The organism is Gilliamella sp. B3023, assembly GCF_026536845.1.
Classification (GTDB): domain Bacteria; phylum Pseudomonadota; class Gammaproteobacteria; order Enterobacterales; family Orbaceae; genus Gilliamella; species Gilliamella apicola_E.
In genome coordinates this window covers 32,170-50,887 of the sequence record NZ_JAFNNH010000019.1, presented here as the reverse complement: position 1 = coordinate 50,887, position 18,718 = coordinate 32,170, and the positions used below count along the sequence as shown (strand labels likewise).

The 18,718-nt window shown below is 32.4% G+C and carries 19 protein-coding genes; 11 read left to right on the top strand and 8 right to left on the bottom strand.

Translation table 11 applies throughout. The features are described 5' to 3' along the window. Positions 1-544 (top strand): phage tail tip protein (locus tag J3U16_RS10385; RefSeq protein ID WP_267343011.1); only part of this gene is annotated, 544 nt, incomplete at its 5' end. Between the two features lie 95 nt (positions 545-639). On the opposite strand, the gene J3U16_RS10380 is transcribed toward J3U16_RS10385, so the two are convergent. Next, positions 640-996, bottom strand: coding sequence for a tetratricopeptide repeat protein (locus J3U16_RS10380; protein ID WP_267343009.1), 357 nt, complete (start codon positions 994-996; stop codon positions 640-642). Between the two features lie 682 nt (positions 997-1,678). On the opposite strand from J3U16_RS10380, the gene J3U16_RS10375 reads away from it, so the two are divergent. After that, on the top strand, positions 1,679-2,473 hold the full coding sequence (locus J3U16_RS10375; protein WP_267343007.1) for an acid phosphatase: 795 nt from the start codon (positions 1,679-1,681) through the stop codon (positions 2,471-2,473). A 65-nt stretch (positions 2,474-2,538) separates the two neighbouring features. On the opposite strand, the gene J3U16_RS10370 is transcribed toward J3U16_RS10375, so the two are convergent. Beyond that, the gene (locus J3U16_RS10370) at positions 2,539-3,420 is read right to left on the bottom strand and encodes a LysR family transcriptional regulator (RefSeq protein ID WP_065734148.1); all 882 of its coding nucleotides are present in this window, start codon (positions 3,418-3,420) and stop codon (positions 2,539-2,541) included. 154 nt (positions 3,421-3,574) lie between these two features. On the opposite strand from J3U16_RS10370, the gene J3U16_RS10365 reads away from it, so the two are divergent. Further along, the gene (locus tag J3U16_RS10365; protein WP_065734147.1) at positions 3,575-4,537 is read left to right on the top strand and encodes an aldo/keto reductase; all 963 of its coding nucleotides are present in this window, start codon (positions 3,575-3,577) and stop codon (positions 4,535-4,537) included. 122 nt (positions 4,538-4,659) lie between these two features. Here J3U16_RS10365 and J3U16_RS10360 read toward each other — a convergent pair whose 3' ends face one another. Beyond that, positions 4,660-5,412: a hypothetical protein gene (locus J3U16_RS10360; RefSeq protein ID WP_267336832.1), complete on the bottom strand. Its 753-nt coding sequence runs from the start codon at positions 5,410-5,412 to the stop codon at positions 4,660-4,662. A 29-nt stretch (positions 5,413-5,441) separates the two neighbouring features. Next, a complete protein-coding gene (locus J3U16_RS10355) occupies positions 5,442-6,206 on the bottom strand; it encodes a hypothetical protein (protein WP_267330342.1) in 765 nt (254 codons plus the stop codon). A 284-nt stretch (positions 6,207-6,490) separates the two neighbouring features. On the opposite strand from J3U16_RS10355, the gene J3U16_RS10350 reads away from it, so the two are divergent. The 3 genes from J3U16_RS10350 to J3U16_RS10340 all read left to right on the top strand — a co-directional run bounded on the left by J3U16_RS10350 (position 6,491) and on the right by J3U16_RS10340 (position 9,682). Then, positions 6,491-7,315: a MetQ/NlpA family ABC transporter substrate-binding protein gene (locus J3U16_RS10350; protein WP_220226059.1), complete on the top strand. Its 825-nt coding sequence runs from the start codon at positions 6,491-6,493 to the stop codon at positions 7,313-7,315. A 181-nt stretch (positions 7,316-7,496) separates the two neighbouring features. Further along, entirely contained in the window at positions 7,497-8,450 is a 954-nt protein-coding gene (locus J3U16_RS10345; protein ID WP_267343006.1) for a hypothetical protein, read from the top strand. 332 nt (positions 8,451-8,782) lie between these two features. After that, a complete protein-coding gene (locus tag J3U16_RS10340) occupies positions 8,783-9,682 on the top strand; it encodes an endonuclease/exonuclease/phosphatase family protein (protein WP_220226057.1) in 900 nt (299 codons plus the stop codon). A 75-nt stretch (positions 9,683-9,757) separates the two neighbouring features. Here the strand turns inward: J3U16_RS10340 and cmoB are convergent, their stop codons facing one another. Together cmoB and cmoA are read right to left on the bottom strand one after the other, a co-directional pair. Continuing rightward, complete coding sequence (cmoB, locus tag J3U16_RS10335) at positions 9,758-10,726, bottom strand: tRNA 5-methoxyuridine(34)/uridine 5-oxyacetic acid(34) synthase CmoB (RefSeq protein ID WP_267343005.1); 969 nt, start codon at positions 10,724-10,726, stop codon at positions 9,758-9,760. A 34-nt stretch (positions 10,727-10,760) separates the two neighbouring features. After that, positions 10,761-11,531: a carboxy-S-adenosyl-L-methionine synthase CmoA gene (gene cmoA, locus J3U16_RS10330; protein ID WP_267343004.1), complete on the bottom strand. Its 771-nt coding sequence runs from the start codon at positions 11,529-11,531 to the stop codon at positions 10,761-10,763. Between the two features lie 32 nt (positions 11,532-11,563). On the opposite strand from cmoA, the gene J3U16_RS10325 reads away from it, so the two are divergent. Both J3U16_RS10325 and rnd read left to right on the top strand, forming a co-directional pair. Beyond that, on the top strand, positions 11,564-12,715 hold the full coding sequence (locus J3U16_RS10325; RefSeq protein ID WP_267343002.1) for a metallophosphoesterase: 1,152 nt from the start codon (positions 11,564-11,566) through the stop codon (positions 12,713-12,715). 14 nt (positions 12,716-12,729) lie between these two features. Beyond that, entirely contained in the window at positions 12,730-13,818 is a 1,089-nt protein-coding gene (rnd, locus tag J3U16_RS10320; RefSeq protein ID WP_065734139.1) for a ribonuclease D, read from the top strand. A gap of 40 nt (positions 13,819-13,858) precedes the next feature. Here rnd and J3U16_RS10315 read toward each other — a convergent pair whose 3' ends face one another. After that, on the bottom strand, positions 13,859-14,551 hold the full coding sequence (locus J3U16_RS10315) for a 5'-methylthioadenosine/adenosylhomocysteine nucleosidase (protein ID WP_065734138.1): 693 nt from the start codon (positions 14,549-14,551) through the stop codon (positions 13,859-13,861). 102 nt (positions 14,552-14,653) lie between these two features. On the opposite strand from J3U16_RS10315, the gene J3U16_RS10310 reads away from it, so the two are divergent. Both J3U16_RS10310 and J3U16_RS10305 read left to right on the top strand, forming a co-directional pair. Continuing rightward, entirely contained in the window at positions 14,654-15,424 is a 771-nt protein-coding gene (locus J3U16_RS10310; protein ID WP_267343001.1) for an SDR family oxidoreductase, read from the top strand. Positions 15,425-15,451: 27 nt separating this feature from the next. Continuing rightward, positions 15,452-16,321 (top strand): co-chaperone YbbN, encoded by an 870-nt coding sequence (locus J3U16_RS10305; RefSeq protein WP_267342999.1) that lies wholly within the window; start codon positions 15,452-15,454, stop codon positions 16,319-16,321. A gap of 169 nt (positions 16,322-16,490) precedes the next feature. On the opposite strand, the gene map is transcribed toward J3U16_RS10305, so the two are convergent. Then, positions 16,491-17,279 carry a type I methionyl aminopeptidase gene (map, locus tag J3U16_RS10300; protein WP_220226051.1) on the bottom strand — a complete coding sequence of 263 codons (789 nt, stop codon included), beginning with the start codon at positions 17,277-17,279 and terminating at the stop codon, positions 16,491-16,493. 208 nt (positions 17,280-17,487) lie between these two features. Here map and rlmC point away from each other — a divergent pair, with 208 nt between their 5' ends. After that, the gene (rlmC, locus tag J3U16_RS10295) at positions 17,488-18,630 is read left to right on the top strand and encodes a 23S rRNA (uracil(747)-C(5))-methyltransferase RlmC (RefSeq protein ID WP_267342997.1); all 1,143 of its coding nucleotides are present in this window, start codon (positions 17,488-17,490) and stop codon (positions 18,628-18,630) included. Positions 18,631-18,718: the final 88 nt, after the last annotated feature.

Genomic DNA, 18,718 nt, shown 5'->3' with positions numbered 1-18,718 from the left:
CAGGATGATAGCTGGTAGTGTTATTAGTGCAGGTACCCCACCTGCTTTTGAGCTTTGGGAAGACGGTACATTAAACGCAAGACGTGCTAACATCTCAGGTAACATTTATGCAAATTCAGGGCAATTAAACAATGTTGTGATTAATGAAAATTGTCAGATTCAGGGAAAATTGACAGCAATGCAAATTGTTGGCGACATTGTAAAAATGTACGTGTGTAAAAAAAATGGCTCTGTTACTATAGCACCTGAGCCATTTGACAGAGATTTATTTATTTTACCTTTTACGTTAATAGCGTATCAGCGACCTGATGATTCTCGCATATGGCGTTACGGGGAAGTTGAAATAACTATATTCAATAACACTAATGGTAGAATTGTTTTTATACAAAAAATTGAAACAACACGTTATAATCCTGTTGCTAGCAAAACATATTTTATTGCCATTCCAGCGCACGCAACATTTAGTGTTAGTATGCGCGAGAGCGATAAACATCATACAGCGGGCATTCCCGACATCATTACGCTTATGACATTAAAAAAATAAAAAAACCGCTTTAGTAGCGGTTTTTTTATTATCTGGAGAAATTAAAATTATGGCAAAAATTTCGGGAGTTTTAACCGACGGTGCAGGTCTAGTTATTAATTAAACTTATTTAATTGTTTATAATAACCACATGCAATTACAAATTTCTGGTCACAAGATTTTTTAAACCATTCTTTTGCAATAGATAAATTTTTAGGTACTCCTTTGCCAAAATAATACATTACGCCTAAGTTGTGTTGAGCATATAAATTACCTTGCTCTGCGGATAATTTATAATAATTTATAGCCTTCTCATAATCTGTAATTGTACTGTTGTTATCAGAATATATATTACCTAACTTATATTGAGCTTCAGCGTCTCCGTTGTTAGCTTTCTTAATTAACTCATCAATATCATAAGAATAAACACTAAACGAAAATAAGATAAAAAATATCGCTATTATTTTTTTCATGGTTGATCTCAATAATTAATAAGATGATTATTAAATCATATCCAGTTAAAAGATTCATCTTCAATCCTCAACTTCACATACTCCACCGCATCTTGATACGATTTAAAAATTCCAATTTTGTTTAATCTATCGTTTTTATAAAAACACCACCAATCATTGTGTATATCGCATGACGGAAAAATCAAGTACGAATCATTTTCGCAATCGTAAATAGAATCGTTATCAGGGTCGGTTAGTATGTAAATTGTTTTTGTGTAGTTTATTGTGATCATGTTATGAAAGATTAGTTAGTTTTATTCATCATAAACTAATATTTTTTTGGAGAGTGAATTGAAATGAAAAGCTGGAAAGCGGATCGCAGAAAGTGTTAGAATATGTAAGAATAAAATTGAATAAAGTATTGATATTTAATGATAAAAAACTTAGCAAAAAGCACTGTATATTCCAAGTAAATTTTATAACATATTGATTTATAATAATAAGTTATCGGATTCAAAATCCGCCGCCCTTAAAAGCGTGTCGGTTCGAGTCCGACCACTGGCACCAATAATAGATCATATTTCAATTGCTCACCCAAATCCTAAAAAATTAATACTAAATAAAGTTATTATTATCATCAAAATTTTTCCAAGTTCTCCGAAGTAAGCCTGTTTAATCATTAATCTGGTAATAGGAGTAAAATATGGCAGAAAAAATAAATATTAGAAAATTGACAATTTTCATTTCAACACTCTACTGTTCTTTAATATTTTCTTCATCATTATTTGCTTTTCAAAAAGGATCAACAGAAGACTTTCTTGGTCATGAAGTTGGGGTTACATATCATACTGCCGATCAAGCCGTTAGTAGTAAAGAATACTTGCCTATTTATCCTCAAGAAGGTACGCCTGAATTTGAAGCAGATAAGATTGCCTATTTACATGGTTATAATCTCAAAGATACTGATCGTTGGAAACAAGCAACAAAGGATGCTGATTTGCATACGGCAAATGTAGCTGAAATTTTTTCTGAACCTTTAGGTATTACAATATCAGCCGAAACAACACCCACTTTATATAAAATGTTTGGTGATTTATTGGTTGATTCTGCTGATAATGCCACTAAAACGGCTAAAGAGTTTTATATGCGAAAACGTCCTTTTGTCTATTTTGGTAATCACTCTTGCCAGCCTGTTGATGAAGAAGAACGATTACGTCAAAATGGTTCATTTCCATCAGGTCATACCGCTTATGGTTGGACATTAGCTTTAGTTCTAGCTCAAATTTCACCTTCACATGCTGAAGCGTTAATCAAACGAGGCTATGAATTTGGTCAAAGCAGAATGATTTGTGGGGCCCATTGGCAGACCGACGTAAATGCCGGTAGAATGGTTGGGGCAGTGGAGTACTCAAAATTACAAACTATCCCACAGTTTCAAGAAGATCTTCGCAAAGCAATTGACGAAGTTAATCATCAATATAGTTTATTAAAAAATTGATAGGCCATTTTGGAAAATTAAAAAGGCAGTATTACTGCCTTTTTAAAATATAAAGATTAATCTAATTAAGATTTCAATGCATCTAAAACAAGTTTAAAAACATTTGAATGGCCTTTACGGCTTGGATAATAGATATAAAATGGCTCATAGGTAATTGAATAGTCGCTTAATAATTCTATAAGTCTTCCAGTTGCTAATTCATTTTTTACATCAGGATAACCAATCCAACAAATACCTAAGCCATCAAGTATCGCCTGTTTTCTTAAATGATTATTGATGGAGAAGTGAGTAGAGGGGTGATATTGAATAATATTACCGCTATTAGTAAATTCCCAAATTGTTTCCATTCCATGTTGGCTTGAAACTTTTTTGCCAATTAAAAGATGTTGATCTAAATCACTTATCTGTTTAGGCTCTTTTCTCTGCTTTAGATAATCAGGACTAGCAACTAGGACCATTCGCAAAGGATCTGATATTTTTACAGCAACCATTTCTTTAGCAAGGTCATTCCCAATTCTACAACCCATATCAAAACCATCTTTAACGATATCGACTAGATTATTGTCACATTCAATTTCAATCTTAATTTGTGGATAGCGTAAGGAAAATTGACTTAATTTAGGATATATAAAGTTTTCAATCGCAATATTTGATGCGTTGATCCTAATTGTACCTGATGGCGTATCTAAATAATCGCCAAGTGCGTTAACTTCTTCATTTATCTGTTTAAATAGAGGCGCTAGTTGTTTATAAAGTTGTTCACCAGCTTCAGTTAGTGAAAGACTTCGAGTTGTACGATTAAATAGCCTGAGATTTAATCGAGTTTCTAAATTCCTCATACTATGGCTTAATGCGGAAGAGGAAACTCCCAAAGATTTAGCTGCTCCAATAAAGCTTTTTGCTTCAGCGATAGTAATAAAGTAATTGAGTTCATTATAGTTATGCATAATATATAAAATTAATGAATTTAATTCATGATACTATAAATGAATACCCTGTTTATCTCAATAAAAGTTATCTCTAAAATAATATTATCAAAATTGACTTTTTATCAATTTATTAAATTATTTAAACGATTCTGACATACTGAGGAGTTATTGTATGGATTATATAAAATTAGGTACTTCTGATATTGAGGTCTCCAGGTTTTGCTTAGGATGTATGAGTTTTGGTGATCCTGCCAGTAAAATGCATGACTGGACACTTAATCCCGACCAAAGTGAAGCCATCATTAAACATGCTTTAGATCTAGGTATTAATTTTATTGATACAGCTAATACTTATTCAAGTGGAACTAGCGAGGAATATGTTGGAAGAGCATTGAAACGAAATATCGCTAGAGATAAAGTCGTTTTGGCCACTAAAGTCTATTTTAACGAAGGACACCTCTCTAAAACAGCTATTGAAAGAGAAATTGATGGATCGCTCAAACGATTGGGTACCGATTACGTCGATTTATACATAATTCATCGTTTTGATTACAGTACACCGATTGAAGAGACCATGGCGGCATTACATCATTTGGTCGAGATAGGTAAAGTCCGAGCATTAGGTGCATCGGCAATGTATGGTTATCAATTTTATAATATGCAGCTGGCAGCTAAGCAAAATGGTTGGACTCAATTTGTTTCAATGCAAAATCACTATAATTTATTATATCGGGAAGATGAAAGAGAGTTAATTCCGATCTGTAAGCAATTCCATGTTTCATTAACTCCTTATAGCCCATTAGCAGCTGGTAGGCTTTCCCGATTAGAATGGAAAACCGATACGTTGCGAAGTAAAACTGATAAAGTTGCTATTGCCAAATATGATAGTACGCAACAAATAGATAGAGAAATTGTTGTAAGAGTAAATGATATCGCACAAAAATATGGTGTAACCATGACGCAAGTTGCGCTAGCATGGCAATTTGCTAAAGGCGTTGCATCACCTATCATTGGTGCAACCAAAACGCAATATTTGGATGATGCAGTCGGCGCGTTAAAAGTTTCATTAACTAAAGATGATATTGCTTATCTTGAGGAACTTTATATCCCCCATGTTATTATGGGAGCAATCTAAAAGTATTGTTTTTTAACTGTTTTTTACAGCTCACTAATCCTCGATATTATATTTGAAATATCGAGGGTTAAATAATAAATTGATTTTAAATAATATTTAAATGACTTTTTTTATCAATTTAATCAAAAGTATTCCAAATTTCGTAAATAAAAATGCGTCGTCACTTTATTTGGACCTAAACAATATTCTTTAGTCCAATCGCCGTGCTGATTATAATCACCATAAGAACACTCTTCCTTCATCTCAGCTATTCTTTGATTGTTTTCATCGAGTACAATTTTGCCAAATTCAATTTTGTAGTCGTATTGAATTCTTTTACTCAATTGTTTTTTATCATTATAAAAATATTTATATTCTCTTAAAACAACGATGAAACTGTCAGTTTCATCGTATTTTTGAAAAATTTCTACAACCCTTTTAGAGACTAAATCGTTTTCATAATAAACTTGACTAATGAAATCCAAGTCATAGGTTGAATCTTCAATTTTTATTATTCGCCCATTAGAATCATAACCTACCAATAATTTATTATTTTTTTTAGCATCCTGATAAGAAAGAATATTTTTTTCTTGATCAAACTTGATATCAAGATTCAGGTTCTTATTTTCAGATTCATAAGTATATTTCCCATTTTTATAATCAATAACAAATTTATAATAATCTAAAGTCATTGATTCAATGAGTCCATCGGTATTTGCCGTTAAAGTTACAGGATTATCCCCTTTTATTGACTGTTCTTTAATTGGAATGGAATAGGGGGCTAAATCTATACCAGCATGAATTAAATAGCTATTTTCAACGGCTATATTGGGTGTATGATTATCTTTACATCCAAATAGCGCTAAACTTATAAGCAGAATTATTTTGATTTTCATTATTATACTCCTATTTATTTACTTAAAGGTTAATATTCAATTTCACGTAAAACAAAGAAACTGAAATTTTCATTAGGCTTTAAGCAATAATATTTCGTCCAATCACCAAATTGATTAAAATCATAAAATTGGCATTCTAATTTTTGGTTATTTTTTGTTATATAATCATCTAAATAAATTATTTTTTTATCAATTTGATGATTATTATTATAAAAATATTCCACTTCATTTTTTGACATTAGTTTTGTTTCATCATTTTCTTTAATTGTGGTTTCTTCAATGATTTTTTTCAAATTATTTTGGTCATAAAGAAATGTTGATACGAAGGTAATAAGATTGGGATCAGTTTTTTTTGTAAGCTTAATCAATCTTTTTTGCTCATCATAATTAGCATACCAAGCAATAGGTAGTTTTGCTTCATGAATTTCGGTCATATTCTTGTCATTATCAAATTTTATATAAAATTCTAAAAGAAATTGATCTTGTTGCGAGAAAATCATTAAGGATTTTTGGTAATCAATATCTATTTTGACTGGAAATTCTTTATCTGATGATTGATTAAAAGTAGGTTTAATTTCGGGTGAAACAACAGAGGTAATAAAACCTTGCTGATTTATAGTAAACTCTTGGTTTATGCTACCAGATAATATTTGTTTTTTTATTGGTTTGGAAAATGGTTTAAGTTCAGGAGCTTGAAAAAATAAGTAATTATTATTAATAGCTTGCTCATTATCACTCATTGGATTACAGCCAATTATCAAAAATGATAAAAAGCAAATGATAGTTTTTTTCATTATGATCCTTATGTTTAAAATCTGGCCCTAATCCTAAGGATACCATTATTTTTTTAATATAATAAGGACATTGAACTCAAAAGCTTAATAATATTAAGGATACTAGTTTAACTAATTTATTGATATCCTATTTTCTTAGCAATATTTTAATCTTATTTCACATATTTCCAATTTGAATATAGATATAATTTTTTCGTATTATCCCAATAGTTATTCACCGACTATAATGACTCAATAGTCGTATCAGAATATGTTCGACTAATTTATCTTAATAGGGAGTGATAATGAAAAAATATATTTACCTGTTTATATTATTAGGATTTACATTAATTGGGTGTGACAATAAGTCTGATTCAGCTAAAAACAACCAACAAGAGAAGAAAGAAATCGTAGTTGGTTTGCCACCAAGTATGCATAATATAATGATGGAAAAAGTCGTAAAACCTGCTTTAGAACAAGAAGGTTATAAAGTTAAGATGGTAAATTTCAGTTCATTAAGGGATTCAAATACCGCTTTAGTTGAAGGAAGTATCGATCTCAATGCCGCTCAACATCAATCTTATTTAGATGTATATAATAAAGAAACTAAGAGTGATCTTGTTTCTTTAGTTCATATTCCTTCAATATCCGCGGCGCTTTTTTCACAAAAACATCATTCAATAAATGAAATTGCTGATGGACAGACAATTCTTATTCCAAATGACCCATCAAATAAAGCTCGTTCATTACAATTATTACAAAGTTTGAATTGGATCACCTTAAAACCTGAAAGTGAAGCAGGAACGTTAGATTTAAATGATATTGCAGAAAATAAGTATAATTTAAAATTTAAAGCAATATTATCTGAAATTATTCCTAGAACGCTTAATGAAGTTGATTATGCCATAATGCCTGGGGGAATAGCATGGTTAAGTCATATTCCTGCAGATAATGTTTTAGTTCAAGAAAAGTTAACTCCGAATCTTGAATTAATGGTCGTAGTTAAGAAAGAAAACTTAAATACCAAGTGGGCGCAAGATGTAAAAAAACTTTATCAATCAGATCAGCTTAGAAAATTTATTAATGAAGATCCTGACGCTAAAGGTCGCTTTATTTGGCCACAGCAGTAAATCTTTCCAAGATATCCTAATTACTATTAGGATATTTTTCATATTTTATATAACTGCTTTCAAACTTTGATTAGATCAAAAACTATTTTGTAAAGCAATTTAAAGATAAATAATTCATTTATTTTGATTTTTCACCATGATAAAATTGTTATCTCCCCAATTATGAATATAAATGAATGTGATGAAAAAAATTCAATTACCCATTTTAATTGTCTGTGGCGTTATGCTTTGTAGCTGTTCCGATGAACCTAAGTCAGTTGTTCGTATGATTGATAATCCCACTGATAATGAAATTGTAGTAGCCATTGATGGTAAAGAACTCGCTATTCCGGCTAACTCTAACACTACCTATACTTTTGAATATGGTAAGCATAATTTAGCTTATAACAATGAGTCGCTCGATTTTATCGTTAAACCAGCTAGGTTTCCTAATGATGGTTTTATTAATCCTACACAAAGCAACTATATGTTTCATACCTATATCTACGCTACTGAAAATACCAGTGACGAAGATTATGATAAGTTATATGAAAAATCTTTACGTAAAGTCTCCATTATTATAAATGGTGTAGAAGATGAAGTTGAACTACCTGTTAAAGTGATAAATGATGTTTTTATCGAAAGGGAAGATAATACTTGGGACTATTCAATCAACCAGGAAGCCCCTAATGAACTTCCTAAAAAATTTAAAACCAAAAAAGATATCCAACTTCCTAGAATTAAAGTCTATCGTGAAAAAGATTATATCACCTTATTAAAAAATGAATTTTTTGAATCCAATGAAGATCCAGAGACAGGATTTGAAGTAAGTTTTCCTAATAAACCAGTAAAATTTGCTGAGATTGAGCAATACGTATTCCCTAAAATTAATTTGGGTGGAATTGAATGTGATGCTGGTAAAAAATATTTAGCAGACACATTAGATAATTGGAAACAACTTTTCACTTTAAATGGTGATGACTTTGCTAGTAAGTATAAAAAATTAGGTGGAGAGGAAGGCATAAATTCTTTAAGAAAATCTGATGAACTTTGTCCTAAAGAAATAGATCCAAATATGACTTATTACCAAGCATATGGCCCATTTGAAAAATTTTTAAATTTTACCCAAGATACTAATATCTATATTATCAAATAAATTTTAGTCATTGTGTAATTTATCACTACAATAATTATAAAAGGCATAATATTTTTATTATGCCTTTTATTTTATCAATAACCGTTATTCTGAATTTATTGAATTGTATTTATATTATAAAAAAAGTTGAGGAGCGGGGTTTTTGAAGTTTCAAAATCGCAATTATCCAATCTTTATATTCACAGATCATGCTCCTTCCTTGAATAAAATTCGAATCGCACGAATTGTAGATAATAATATTGACCTAAATCACATAAATCATAAAAAGAATTTTGATTAAAATCGAATCAATATAATATTTATAGTGAGTTAATAAAATAAAGGAATATCTTATGAGTAAAACTAGATTGAAAATTGCAGCATTAATTGGTGGTATTATTTTTAGTGCTTCAAGTGCTTACGCATCAATTGATGATGTTAAGCAACTTAAAATCATCAGTTATAATGTTTATAACGGGATGAAGTTAGATGAGAGCGAAGGCAAGCAGAAATATATTGATTGGGCAAAAGCGCAAGATGCCGATATCATTGCCTGGCAAGAGATGAATTTCTTTACTCGAGAAAAACTTGAAAAATTTGCAGCCAGTTATGGTCACAAATACGCTGTTCTGTTAAAAGAGTCACCAGATGATCCTGCTTTTTTCCCAGTTGCCATTACCTCAAAATATCCTATCGTAAATGTGAATAAAGTGGTCGATAATTTATGGCATGGAGCGCTGTTTGCAGATGTTGGTAATTATCATTTTGTGATAACCCATATGAACCCGTTTTGGACGGCTAAGCGTATCGATGAAATTAATTTGATTATAGATTCAATTAAATACAGTCGTGATCCTAATGGTAAATGGATAATCGCGGGGGATTTGAATTCATTCTCTCCAGCAGATAAACCTGATTATGATAAAAGCACGCTTTTAGAAGATATAAAAGAAAAACAGAAGAAAAGACCAATTCTTGATAATCTGGTAAATGGCCAATTAAGCTATACCGTTCAACAAAATCTACTTGATGCGGGTTATATTGATGCATTAAAGATAAAACACAAAGAATTTATCTCAACCGCACCAACTAAAGTCTTTTATGATCAAGCATCAGTACCATTACGTTATGATTATATCTATGTCTCACCACCACTTAAAGATAACGTGATTGATGTTAAGGTACTCAAAGATGATTTTACTGATAAGTATTCAGATCACTACCCAGTTCAAATGATTATAAAGAATAATTAATATCATCTATAGAATTAAGAATAAAACGGGCATAAGCCCGTTTTTTATGTTAATTGATTCGATAAGATCAATACACTATTTTCGGGCAACAAATACCGCTCGTATTGGAGCAGGGTAACCTTCAATCGTTTTGGTCAAATCGTTCGGATCAAGAAACTCAGCTAATGAGTCAGATTCCATCCAATCTGTTTTGCGCTGTTCATCTAAACTGGTTTTCGATATATCAACCATTTTTATCTCTTTAAAACCACATTTATGTAGCCAATTTATCATGGTGGGGACAGATGGGATGAAATAGACATTTCGCATTTGAGCATAACGTTCACCTGGCATTAATGCTTGGTGTTCGACTCCCTCAATAACTAGTGTTTCAAGCACTAATTGTCCACCATCAACTAATTGCTCTTTCAATTGGTAAAGATGATCAAGTGGCGAACGACGATGATATAATACCCCCATTGAAAAAACCGTATCAAATGCATTTAATTTTGGCAGTTCCTCAATTCCTAAGGGTAGTAAGTGAGCTCGTTGATCATTACCTAATAGTTTTCTTACTGCTTCAAATTGGCATAAATAAAGCGCCATTGGATCAATACCAACGGCAAGTTTAGCTCCTGCGCCAACCATTCGCCACAAGTGATAACCACTATTACAACCCACATCGAGAACGGTTTTGCCCTCTAAATTTTCAATGTGATTAATTAGTCGCTCCCATTTCCAATCAGAACGCCATTCGGTATCAATATCCACACCATAAAGATGAAAAGGGCCTTTACGCCACGGCATCATAGTTTTCAATAATTGGGTGATTCTTTGCTGTTCTCCTGAAGATAACGGTTGCTCAGTTTTAGCCGTTACGCTGTGTAAGAAGTCGATTTGAAAAGGGGTAATTGCTGGCAAGTGTTTAATGCTATTTAACCATTGACTAAAACGGTTATCTAAATTTTGCTTTTGCCAATTAGCTAGTTGTGCTGGTAATACTTCAAGCCAATTTTTAAGCTTATTTTTTGCGATAATTTGGTAAAAATCACCAAAATCAATCATTCGTTATTCCTTTGTAATTGGGTTAAATCTGATGTTATTTTATAGCAATGATGGAACCGAAATTAAAACATTGAAACCAGGTTTCTACATGTTTAAATCCTGCTTTAGCAAGACGCTGTTTATGGGTTTCAATAGTATCGGTAAGCATAACGTTTTCAAGCATATTCCGTTTTTGGCTAATCTCTAGTTCACTGTAACCATTCGCTCGTTTGAAGTCATGGTGCATGTTAAATAATAATTCATCAACACTCTTATCATTAAAACTAAATTTTTCAGATAGCACTAATATGCCATTAGGGATTAATGCTTGGTAGATATTATTTAAAACACGTTGACGATTGTCTGGCGTTAAAAATTGCAAGGTAAAATTTAGGACAACCATTGAAGCATTTTGCATATTAATATTGCAAATATCTTCACATATAACATCAACAGGTGTAATTGATTTATAGGCATCAAGGTGTTTTTTACATCGTTCTATCATTGGTAATGAATTATCAACGGCAATGATATGGCAATTTTCTTGCTTGATATTCCGACGAATTGCAAGTGATGCAGCGCCTAGCGAGCATCCCAAATCATATATCATTGAGTTGGGTTGAACAAATCTTTCCGCCAACATGCCTATCATTGAGATTATATTCGAATAACCGGGAACAGATCGTTGAACCATATCGGGAAAGACTTCGGCAACTTTTTCATCAAAAGTCCAATCGCCTAATTTATCAATTGGTGTTGAAAATAACTGATCTTTTTTGCTATTCATAAAAGTTATTGGTGCTATAGGATCTAATTCTGTTATCATACCATTTTTTGCTTTCGATTGTTCGGATAATTATGACATTTGTTGATTTTATAGCCATTTTTGCAGCGATTGTTATGAGTGTGTTTGTTACATTCTATTTTGGTAAACGTTGGCAGTTTTGGTTTAATTTGAATTTAACAGGTTACTTTCGAATTATTTATTGGGTCACTGTCTGTTTTGCTGGATTATCATTAATTTTTGCCAGATTATTAGATGGTTTTATACCTTCATATATACATCTTTCTTTAATCTCCATTTCTGGATTGATGATTTGTAGCGTTTTTATAGCTACTATTTTTGATATCACTTATTGGTTTAGTAAAAAAAGATTAAAACCCAATCTATGGCTTAAGGTTAGCTTTATTATTGCTGTTGCAGCGCTGTTTTGTTTTGGGCATGAAATGGCGATAAATCCTCAAATTGTCCATTATAAAGTTGAAATTAATAAACCTGCCCATGTAGAGCATTTAAGAATTGTTCAACTTTCAGATATTCATATCAATGAACATACGTCTTCCAAAATGATTCAAGAAATGGTCGAAAAGGTAAACGCTTTGGAACCTGATTTTATTGTGATAACGGGGGATACACTGGATAAGAGTTTAAAGCCTTTTTTAGAATATGGCTTTGATAAGCAGTTTCAACAATTAAAACCAAAATATGGTAGCTATATTATTTTTGGTAATCATGAATATTTAGGAATTAATGACGCTAATAATCGTGAAGATGATATTATTAATGCCTTCAAACAAGCAAATTTGAAAGTCTTAAAAGATGACATAGTCTATCTTGATGAAGTTGGTATAACATTGATAGGGCGGGATGATTTTTCTTCATCTCGATATGATATTAAGCGTGCTTCATTATCTGATTTAATCCTGTTTACTGATACCGAGAAACCGATAATATTGTTAGATCATCAACCAAGAAATCTTGATGAAGCCGCTGAACAAAATGTAGATTTGATGCTATCTGGACATACACATGGTGGGCAAATTTTCCCGGTTAATATTTTAGTCGCCATGATGTATAAAAATGCTAAGGGAATTTATCAAGATACTAATCATCATTTTACCAGTATCGTGAGTAGTGGTTATGGGTTTGGCGGGCCACCAATACGATTAATGACCCGTTCTGAAATTGTTGTAATAGATGTATCATTTGCAAAAAAATCGACCTCTTAAATAGGATTCATATTTTGAGTTATCAATATATTACTACTGATGAAGAATTATCTAGTTATTGTTTAAAAATTGCGAACAGCAATGCAATCGCATTAGATACGGAATTTGTTCGCACGCGAACATTTTATCCTCAATTAGGACTTATTCAGGTTTTTGATGGTAAACATGCAGCATTAATTGATCCAGTTAATATCAACAATTGGCAGGATTTTTTAGCTATTTTAGCCAATCCTACAATTGAAAAATATTTTCACTCTTGTAGTGAGGATATTGATGTGTTTCTTTCTACATTTAACTGTGTACCCACTCCAATTATAGATAGCCAAATTTTGGCATCATTCCTAGATAATCCTGTTAGCAGTGGCTATGCTAGTTTAGTTAATAAATACCTAGGCATTGAATTAGATAAAAGCGAAACTCGAACAGATTGGTTAAAACGTCCTTTGACTGAAAAACAATGTGAATATGCGATTAATGATGTGTTATATCTCTTCCAATTAATGGAAATTCTAAAAGCTAAACTCACAACTAATCATTATTTAGATGCAGCTTATCAAGAATGTCAAAGTGCGATTGCCCGTAAATGCAAGCCGTTTGATCCTAAAGATGCTTACCTAAATATCGGAAATAGCTGGCAATTAAAAGGTGACAGCTTAGGACAATTGGCTAAGTTAGCATTATGGCGATACCAATTAGCCAAATCTGAAAATATTGCATTAAATTTTGTTATACATGAAGCTGTTTTATTTAAGATTGCCCGTTTCCAACCTTCGTCGTTAGCTGAACTTGATAAATTAGGAATGAAAGGGAAAGAAGTTCGGCTATATGGTCCAACCATTTTGGAAATATTGCAGGAACCTATACCGAATATTCCACCAATTAAACGAATGAATAGTTATCCAAATTACAAAGAAACTTCTGATTTATTAAAGCAAATCACTGAAAATATTTCATCACAGACTGGACTTAGCCGTGAATTAATTATATCAAAACGGTTAATCAATCAATATATAAAATGGAAAATAGATAAAAACGAAAGTATGCCTGAAATATTATCTGGGTGGAGAAAACCACTATTTGAACAATATGGCTTATTAAATTGATCAATATCTAGGGTGTCAAATGAAATTGACACCACGTTATTTAAGCAAGTTCACTTAGCATCGATTCAACAATTTTAGATGATTGAGCTGCGGCTAACTTTAAAAAGGATTGAAAATCAATTGCTGATTCATTATCCCCATTGTCTGAAATCGCTCTAACCACTACAAAAGGAACTTTAAATAACCAACAAACATGGCCGATCGCAGCAGCTTCCATTTCAACGGCAATTGCGTCAGGATAAGTTTGCTTAATTCGTTCTAGATTACTTTTTCCATTAATAAAAGCGTCTCCACTACCGATTGAACCAGCCACGGCATTGACACCATGTTTTTTGATACAAGCTTCGGCTAATGATCGATAGTTTTCATCAGCAGGAAACGAAACAGGGCAACCAGACATTTGGCCCGGCTTATATCCAAAAGCAGTTAGATCCACATCATGATAAAAAACATCTTTTGATACAATAATATCACCGATACTGAGCTTAGTTGAAAGCCCACCAGCTGAGCCAGTGTTAATTACCGCATCAACTTGGTAATTATTTAAAAGCAGGGTAGTTCCTGATGCCGCAGCTACTTTACCGATACCTGATTGTAATAATACGATGTCGCAATTAGCAATTTTGCCAATGTGAAAATCACATCCTAAATGATGTTCTAATTGATAATCAGTAATTTGACTTTTTAATATTGCAACTTCTTCTTCCATTGCTGCGATAATAGCAATTTTCATAAGGACCTCTAGGTGTTTATTAGCCGTATATTTGTTTTAAATGTGCTATCATAATTGCCATAAGTGAACTTGACAATAAATGAATCATAACGGAGATAAAATTTGCGTACAATTTTTATAACAGGTTGCTCAAGCGGTATTGGCTTGATTTCAGCAATAGCATTAAAAAAGCGAGGTTATCGTGTTATTGCTTCTTGCCGTAAAGTTGAAGACCAAAAAAAATTAGTCGAGCAAGGTTTTGAAACCGTTCTTTTAGATTTAGATGATCCTGACTCTGTTACTCAAGCTGCGCAGGAAGTTTTAACTTTATGTGAAGGTAAATTATATGCTTTATTTAATAATGCCGGATTTGGGGTTTATGGCCGATTAAACACCATTAGTCGAGCGCAGTTAGAGTCACAGTTTTCAACAAATTTTTTTGGTGTTCATCAATTAACTCAATTATTACTACCGGCAATGCTAGAGCAAAATGAAGGAAGAATTATTCAAACAAGCTCTATTGTTGGAATTGTTGCAACCCCAGGGAGAGGAGCTTATTCAGCCAGTAAATACGCCTTAGAAGCATGGTCTGATGTATTAAGGTTAGAATTAGCTAAAACGAATATAAAGGTTTGTTTAATCGAACCTGGTCCATTAAAAACCTATTTTTCAAATAATGTGAATCAAACCGAAAAAGAGAATATTGTAAAAAATCCACCAATTGCTAGACGTTTTACCTTAGCTCCCGAAGCTGTTTTACCCTATCTTTATCATGCATTGGAGCACGATAAGCCAAAAATACGTTACAGGGTAACTAAAGTAACGAAGTTAGCAGCGATAGCTAAACGTTTGCTTCCCGACAGATTAATGGATAAAATTTTAGAAAATAAGTAATAAATTAAATTATTCATAGGATAAATTATGTCAAATCAATTTATTTTTGATGTTAACGAACAGAATATTCAAGAAATTGTCGAAAAATCGACAAATACTCCCGTGTTATTCTACTTTTGGTCACCAAGAAGTCCAAATCATCAAGAGATGACAAACACGCTAACAAAATTAGCGACAGAGCGTCAAGGACAATTTATTTTAGCCAGCGTAAATTGTGATGAGCAACAAATGCTTGCAGCACAATTTGGTTTAAGAGCGATTCCAACAGTTTATATGTTCCAAAATGGGCAGCCAGTTGATGGTTTTCAAGGTCCACAAAGTGAAGATCAAATTAAAGCATTTTTAGCCAAAATCTTACCTAATGAAGATGAATTAAAACTTGTTGAAGCTCAAAAATTATTTAATGAAGGGTTATATGACCAAGCTTTACCTTTATTAAAACAAGCATGGACGACGCTAACTGATCACTTAGGCAAACCAAGATCAGATATCGCATTAATGTTAGCTAAAGCGCAAATTGAACAAAAGCAACTTAACGATGCTAAAGAAGTTTTAGCAACAATTCCGCTACAAGACCAAGATTCCGCTTTTCATGGATTACAAGCTGAGATTGAGTTACTTGAACAAGCGGCAAATTCACCAGAATTACAGCAGTTGCAAGCTGAATTGGCAAAACAGCCTGACAATATTGAATTAATGATCCAACTTTCATCACAATTGATGCAAGTAGGGCGACACGAAGAGGCTTTAGAGCTACTATTCAAACCGTTAACAAAAGATCTAAATGCGGGAGATGGTCAAGTTAAGAAAACATTACTTGATCTGTTAGCTGCATTGGGTACTAATAACGCTTTAGCTAGTAGTTATCGTCGTAAGCTTTATACGCTGCTATATTAAGAAATACTTAATTGAATTCTGGCGATGGTAAAAGCTTGGCATTAATTCCTAAAAAATTTTATGAGCTTCTATCGAAACTTTGGAAAGTTAAAAGATATCAAAAGAAAGTTGATAGATTAGAAGGATGAAATGAAGAGATTCAACAGTTTTGTTGAATCTCTTTTTTTATTTAATGTTCGATAATACGAGGAAAGTTTTCGTTACTACGAAGGGTTAAAACCTCAACCCCGTTATCGGTTACTAAAATAGTGTGCTCATATTGAGCTGAAAGTCCATGGTCTTTAGTTTTAACGGTCCAACCATCTTTCATTGTGCGTGTACGCCAATCGCCAGTATTCACCATCGGTTCAATCGTAAAAGTCATACCTGGTTTTAAAATTACGCCACCATCATCAGCATCATAATGTAATACTTGAGGTTCATCATGATATACCTCACCAATACCATGACCACAATATTCACGAACTGAAGAGAATCCAAATTTATCAACATATTTTTGAATAGCTTTACCGATTTCTCTCAATCGAATTCCTGGTTTTATGATTTTAATCGCTTCGTATAAGCTTTCTTGAGTAACTTGGCAAAGTTTTTCGCCAGCAACAGTGGGTTTACCTGCAATGTACATTTTTGAAGTATCCCCATGATAACCATCTTTGATCACAGTTACATCTATATTAAGAATATCACCATCTTTTAATTTTTTATCAAAACTTGGAATACCATGACACACCACGTCGTTAATGGATATACAACTTGTATGTTTAAATCCATGATAACCAATATTGGCAGGAATAGCTTTTTGTACATTTACAATATGTTCATAACAAATTTTATCGAGTTCACCAGTAGTAATTCCTGGTTTAACATACGGCTCGATCATCTCTAAAACTTCAGCAGCTAATTTGCCTGCAATACGCATTTTTTCAATTTCGGCGGGAGTTTTTAACTTAATAGACATTAACGTGTTCCTGTAATTTTAATGGCAATATCCTATCATATACCGTTGTTTCTTTAAAGCATAGCGGTGGATAATTCCTCTTGATTAAAAGTTTAAATTTTACGAAAAAAAAGTTGAGGAACGGGGTTTTTGTGTATAAAAAATGAAAACTAATACAGCTTGAAACCGTTTAATTATATAATAAAACATTATAAAAAAAGGTTTCAATATGATGCAATGTAGCTATTATCAAGAAAAAAAATGTTTGTCTTGTCATAAAATTAATCAACCATATCATTCTCAATTAACTGAGAAACAAAGTCATTTGTTGGAGAAATTAGCTGATTTTAATCCTAACCAAGTTAACGATCCGTATGCGAGTCCTGAATCAGAGTTTCGTAATAAAGCTAAAATGGCAGTGCTGGGTACGGTTGAAAAACCAATTTTAGGCATTCAAAACGGTAATGATGCGATTGATTTGTGCGATTGCCCGCTTTATAGCTCGAACATGCAAAATATTCTAAAATTGGTTCGTACTTATATTCGTAAGCAAGGATTAGTTCCCTATAATATCAACAAGCGAAAAGGGGAGTTAAAATTCGTTATCATCACAGAAAGCATTATTGATAATAACAGCCATTTTATGCTGCGATTTGTATTGAAATCACATAAATTTGTAGAAAAAATTAAAAATAGTTACCACAACTTGCAAATAAATAACTTAGAAGTTGTTACTATCAACATCCAACCTAACCATGCAGCGATATTAGAGGGGGAAGAAGAACTGATTTTAACCGATAACCCTTTTTTAGCGTTCCAATTTAATCAGATACCTTTATATATTAAATCTAAAAGTTTCTTTCAAACAAATAGTTACATTGCAGAAAAACTCTATCAAACGGCTAGTGATTGGGTGGCAAACTTAAATGTTAACTCAATATGGGATCTATTTTGTGGAGTAGGTGGTTTTGGTTTGCATTGTATTGGTCATTCTAATAATGAAAAGATCCAATTGACTGGCATTGAAATTAGTTCTGATGCCATTGAGTGCGCAACAAAATCCGCTGAAAAACTTGGTTATGATAAACTCGATTTTAAATCGTTAGATGCCACTAAATATGTAAACAATGAACAAGGTATCCCTGATTTAGTCTTACTTAATCCTCCAAGGCGCGGGGCTGGTAAATCACTCATTCAATACTTAGATAATATAAAACCGAAATATATATTATATTCAAGTTGTAACTTAGCATCTATGGTAGAAGATTTGCAGCTTTTAAGCGATTATCAAATGACTAAAGCCCAATTGTTCGACATGTTTCCGCACACTTCACACATGGAAGTTTTGGTTTTGTTGGAAAAATTCAGATAGTTATTTACTGATTTAGGCTATTAATGACTAATATTTATATTAGTTATTAATAACTATTGGTCTAGATTTGCTTCTCTATTAAACCTCA

Excerpts from the sequence above, each read along its gene's own strand:
- J3U16_RS10380 (WP_267343009.1), bottom strand. The coding sequence starts at position 996 with ATGAAAAAAATAATAGCGATATTTTTTATCTTATTTTCGTTTAGTGTT.
- J3U16_RS10375 (WP_267343007.1), top strand. The coding sequence starts at position 1,679 with ATGGCAGAAAAAATAAATATTAGAAAATTGACAATTTTCATTTCAACA.
- J3U16_RS10370 (WP_065734148.1), bottom strand. The coding sequence starts at position 3,420 with ATGCATAACTATAATGAACTCAATTACTTTATTACTATCGCTGAAGCA.
- J3U16_RS10365 (WP_065734147.1), top strand. The coding sequence starts at position 3,575 with ATGGATTATATAAAATTAGGTACTTCTGATATTGAGGTCTCCAGGTTT.
- J3U16_RS10360 (WP_267336832.1), bottom strand. The coding sequence starts at position 5,412 with ATGAAAATCAAAATAATTCTGCTTATAAGTTTAGCGCTATTTGGATGT.
- J3U16_RS10355 (WP_267330342.1), bottom strand. The coding sequence starts at position 6,206 with ATGAAAAAAACTATCATTTGCTTTTTATCATTTTTGATAATTGGCTGT.
- J3U16_RS10350 (WP_220226059.1), top strand. The coding sequence starts at position 6,491 with ATGAAAAAATATATTTACCTGTTTATATTATTAGGATTTACATTAATT.
- J3U16_RS10345 (WP_267343006.1), top strand. The coding sequence starts at position 7,497 with ATGAAAAAAATTCAATTACCCATTTTAATTGTCTGTGGCGTTATGCTT.
- J3U16_RS10340 (WP_220226057.1), top strand. The coding sequence starts at position 8,783 with ATGAGTAAAACTAGATTGAAAATTGCAGCATTAATTGGTGGTATTATT.
- cmoB (WP_267343005.1), bottom strand. The coding sequence starts at position 10,726 with ATGATTGATTTTGGTGATTTTTACCAAATTATCGCAAAAAATAAGCTT.
- cmoA (WP_267343004.1), bottom strand. The coding sequence starts at position 11,531 with ATGATAACAGAATTAGATCCTATAGCACCAATAACTTTTATGAATAGC.
- J3U16_RS10325 (WP_267343002.1), top strand. The coding sequence starts at position 11,564 with ATGACATTTGTTGATTTTATAGCCATTTTTGCAGCGATTGTTATGAGT.
- J3U16_RS10315 (WP_065734138.1), bottom strand. The coding sequence starts at position 14,551 with ATGAAAATTGCTATTATCGCAGCAATGGAAGAAGAAGTTGCAATATTA.
- J3U16_RS10305 (WP_267342999.1), top strand. The coding sequence starts at position 15,452 with ATGTCAAATCAATTTATTTTTGATGTTAACGAACAGAATATTCAAGAA.
- map (WP_220226051.1), bottom strand. The coding sequence starts at position 17,279 with ATGTCTATTAAGTTAAAAACTCCCGCCGAAATTGAAAAAATGCGTATT.
- rlmC (WP_267342997.1), top strand. The coding sequence starts at position 17,488 with ATGATGCAATGTAGCTATTATCAAGAAAAAAAATGTTTGTCTTGTCAT.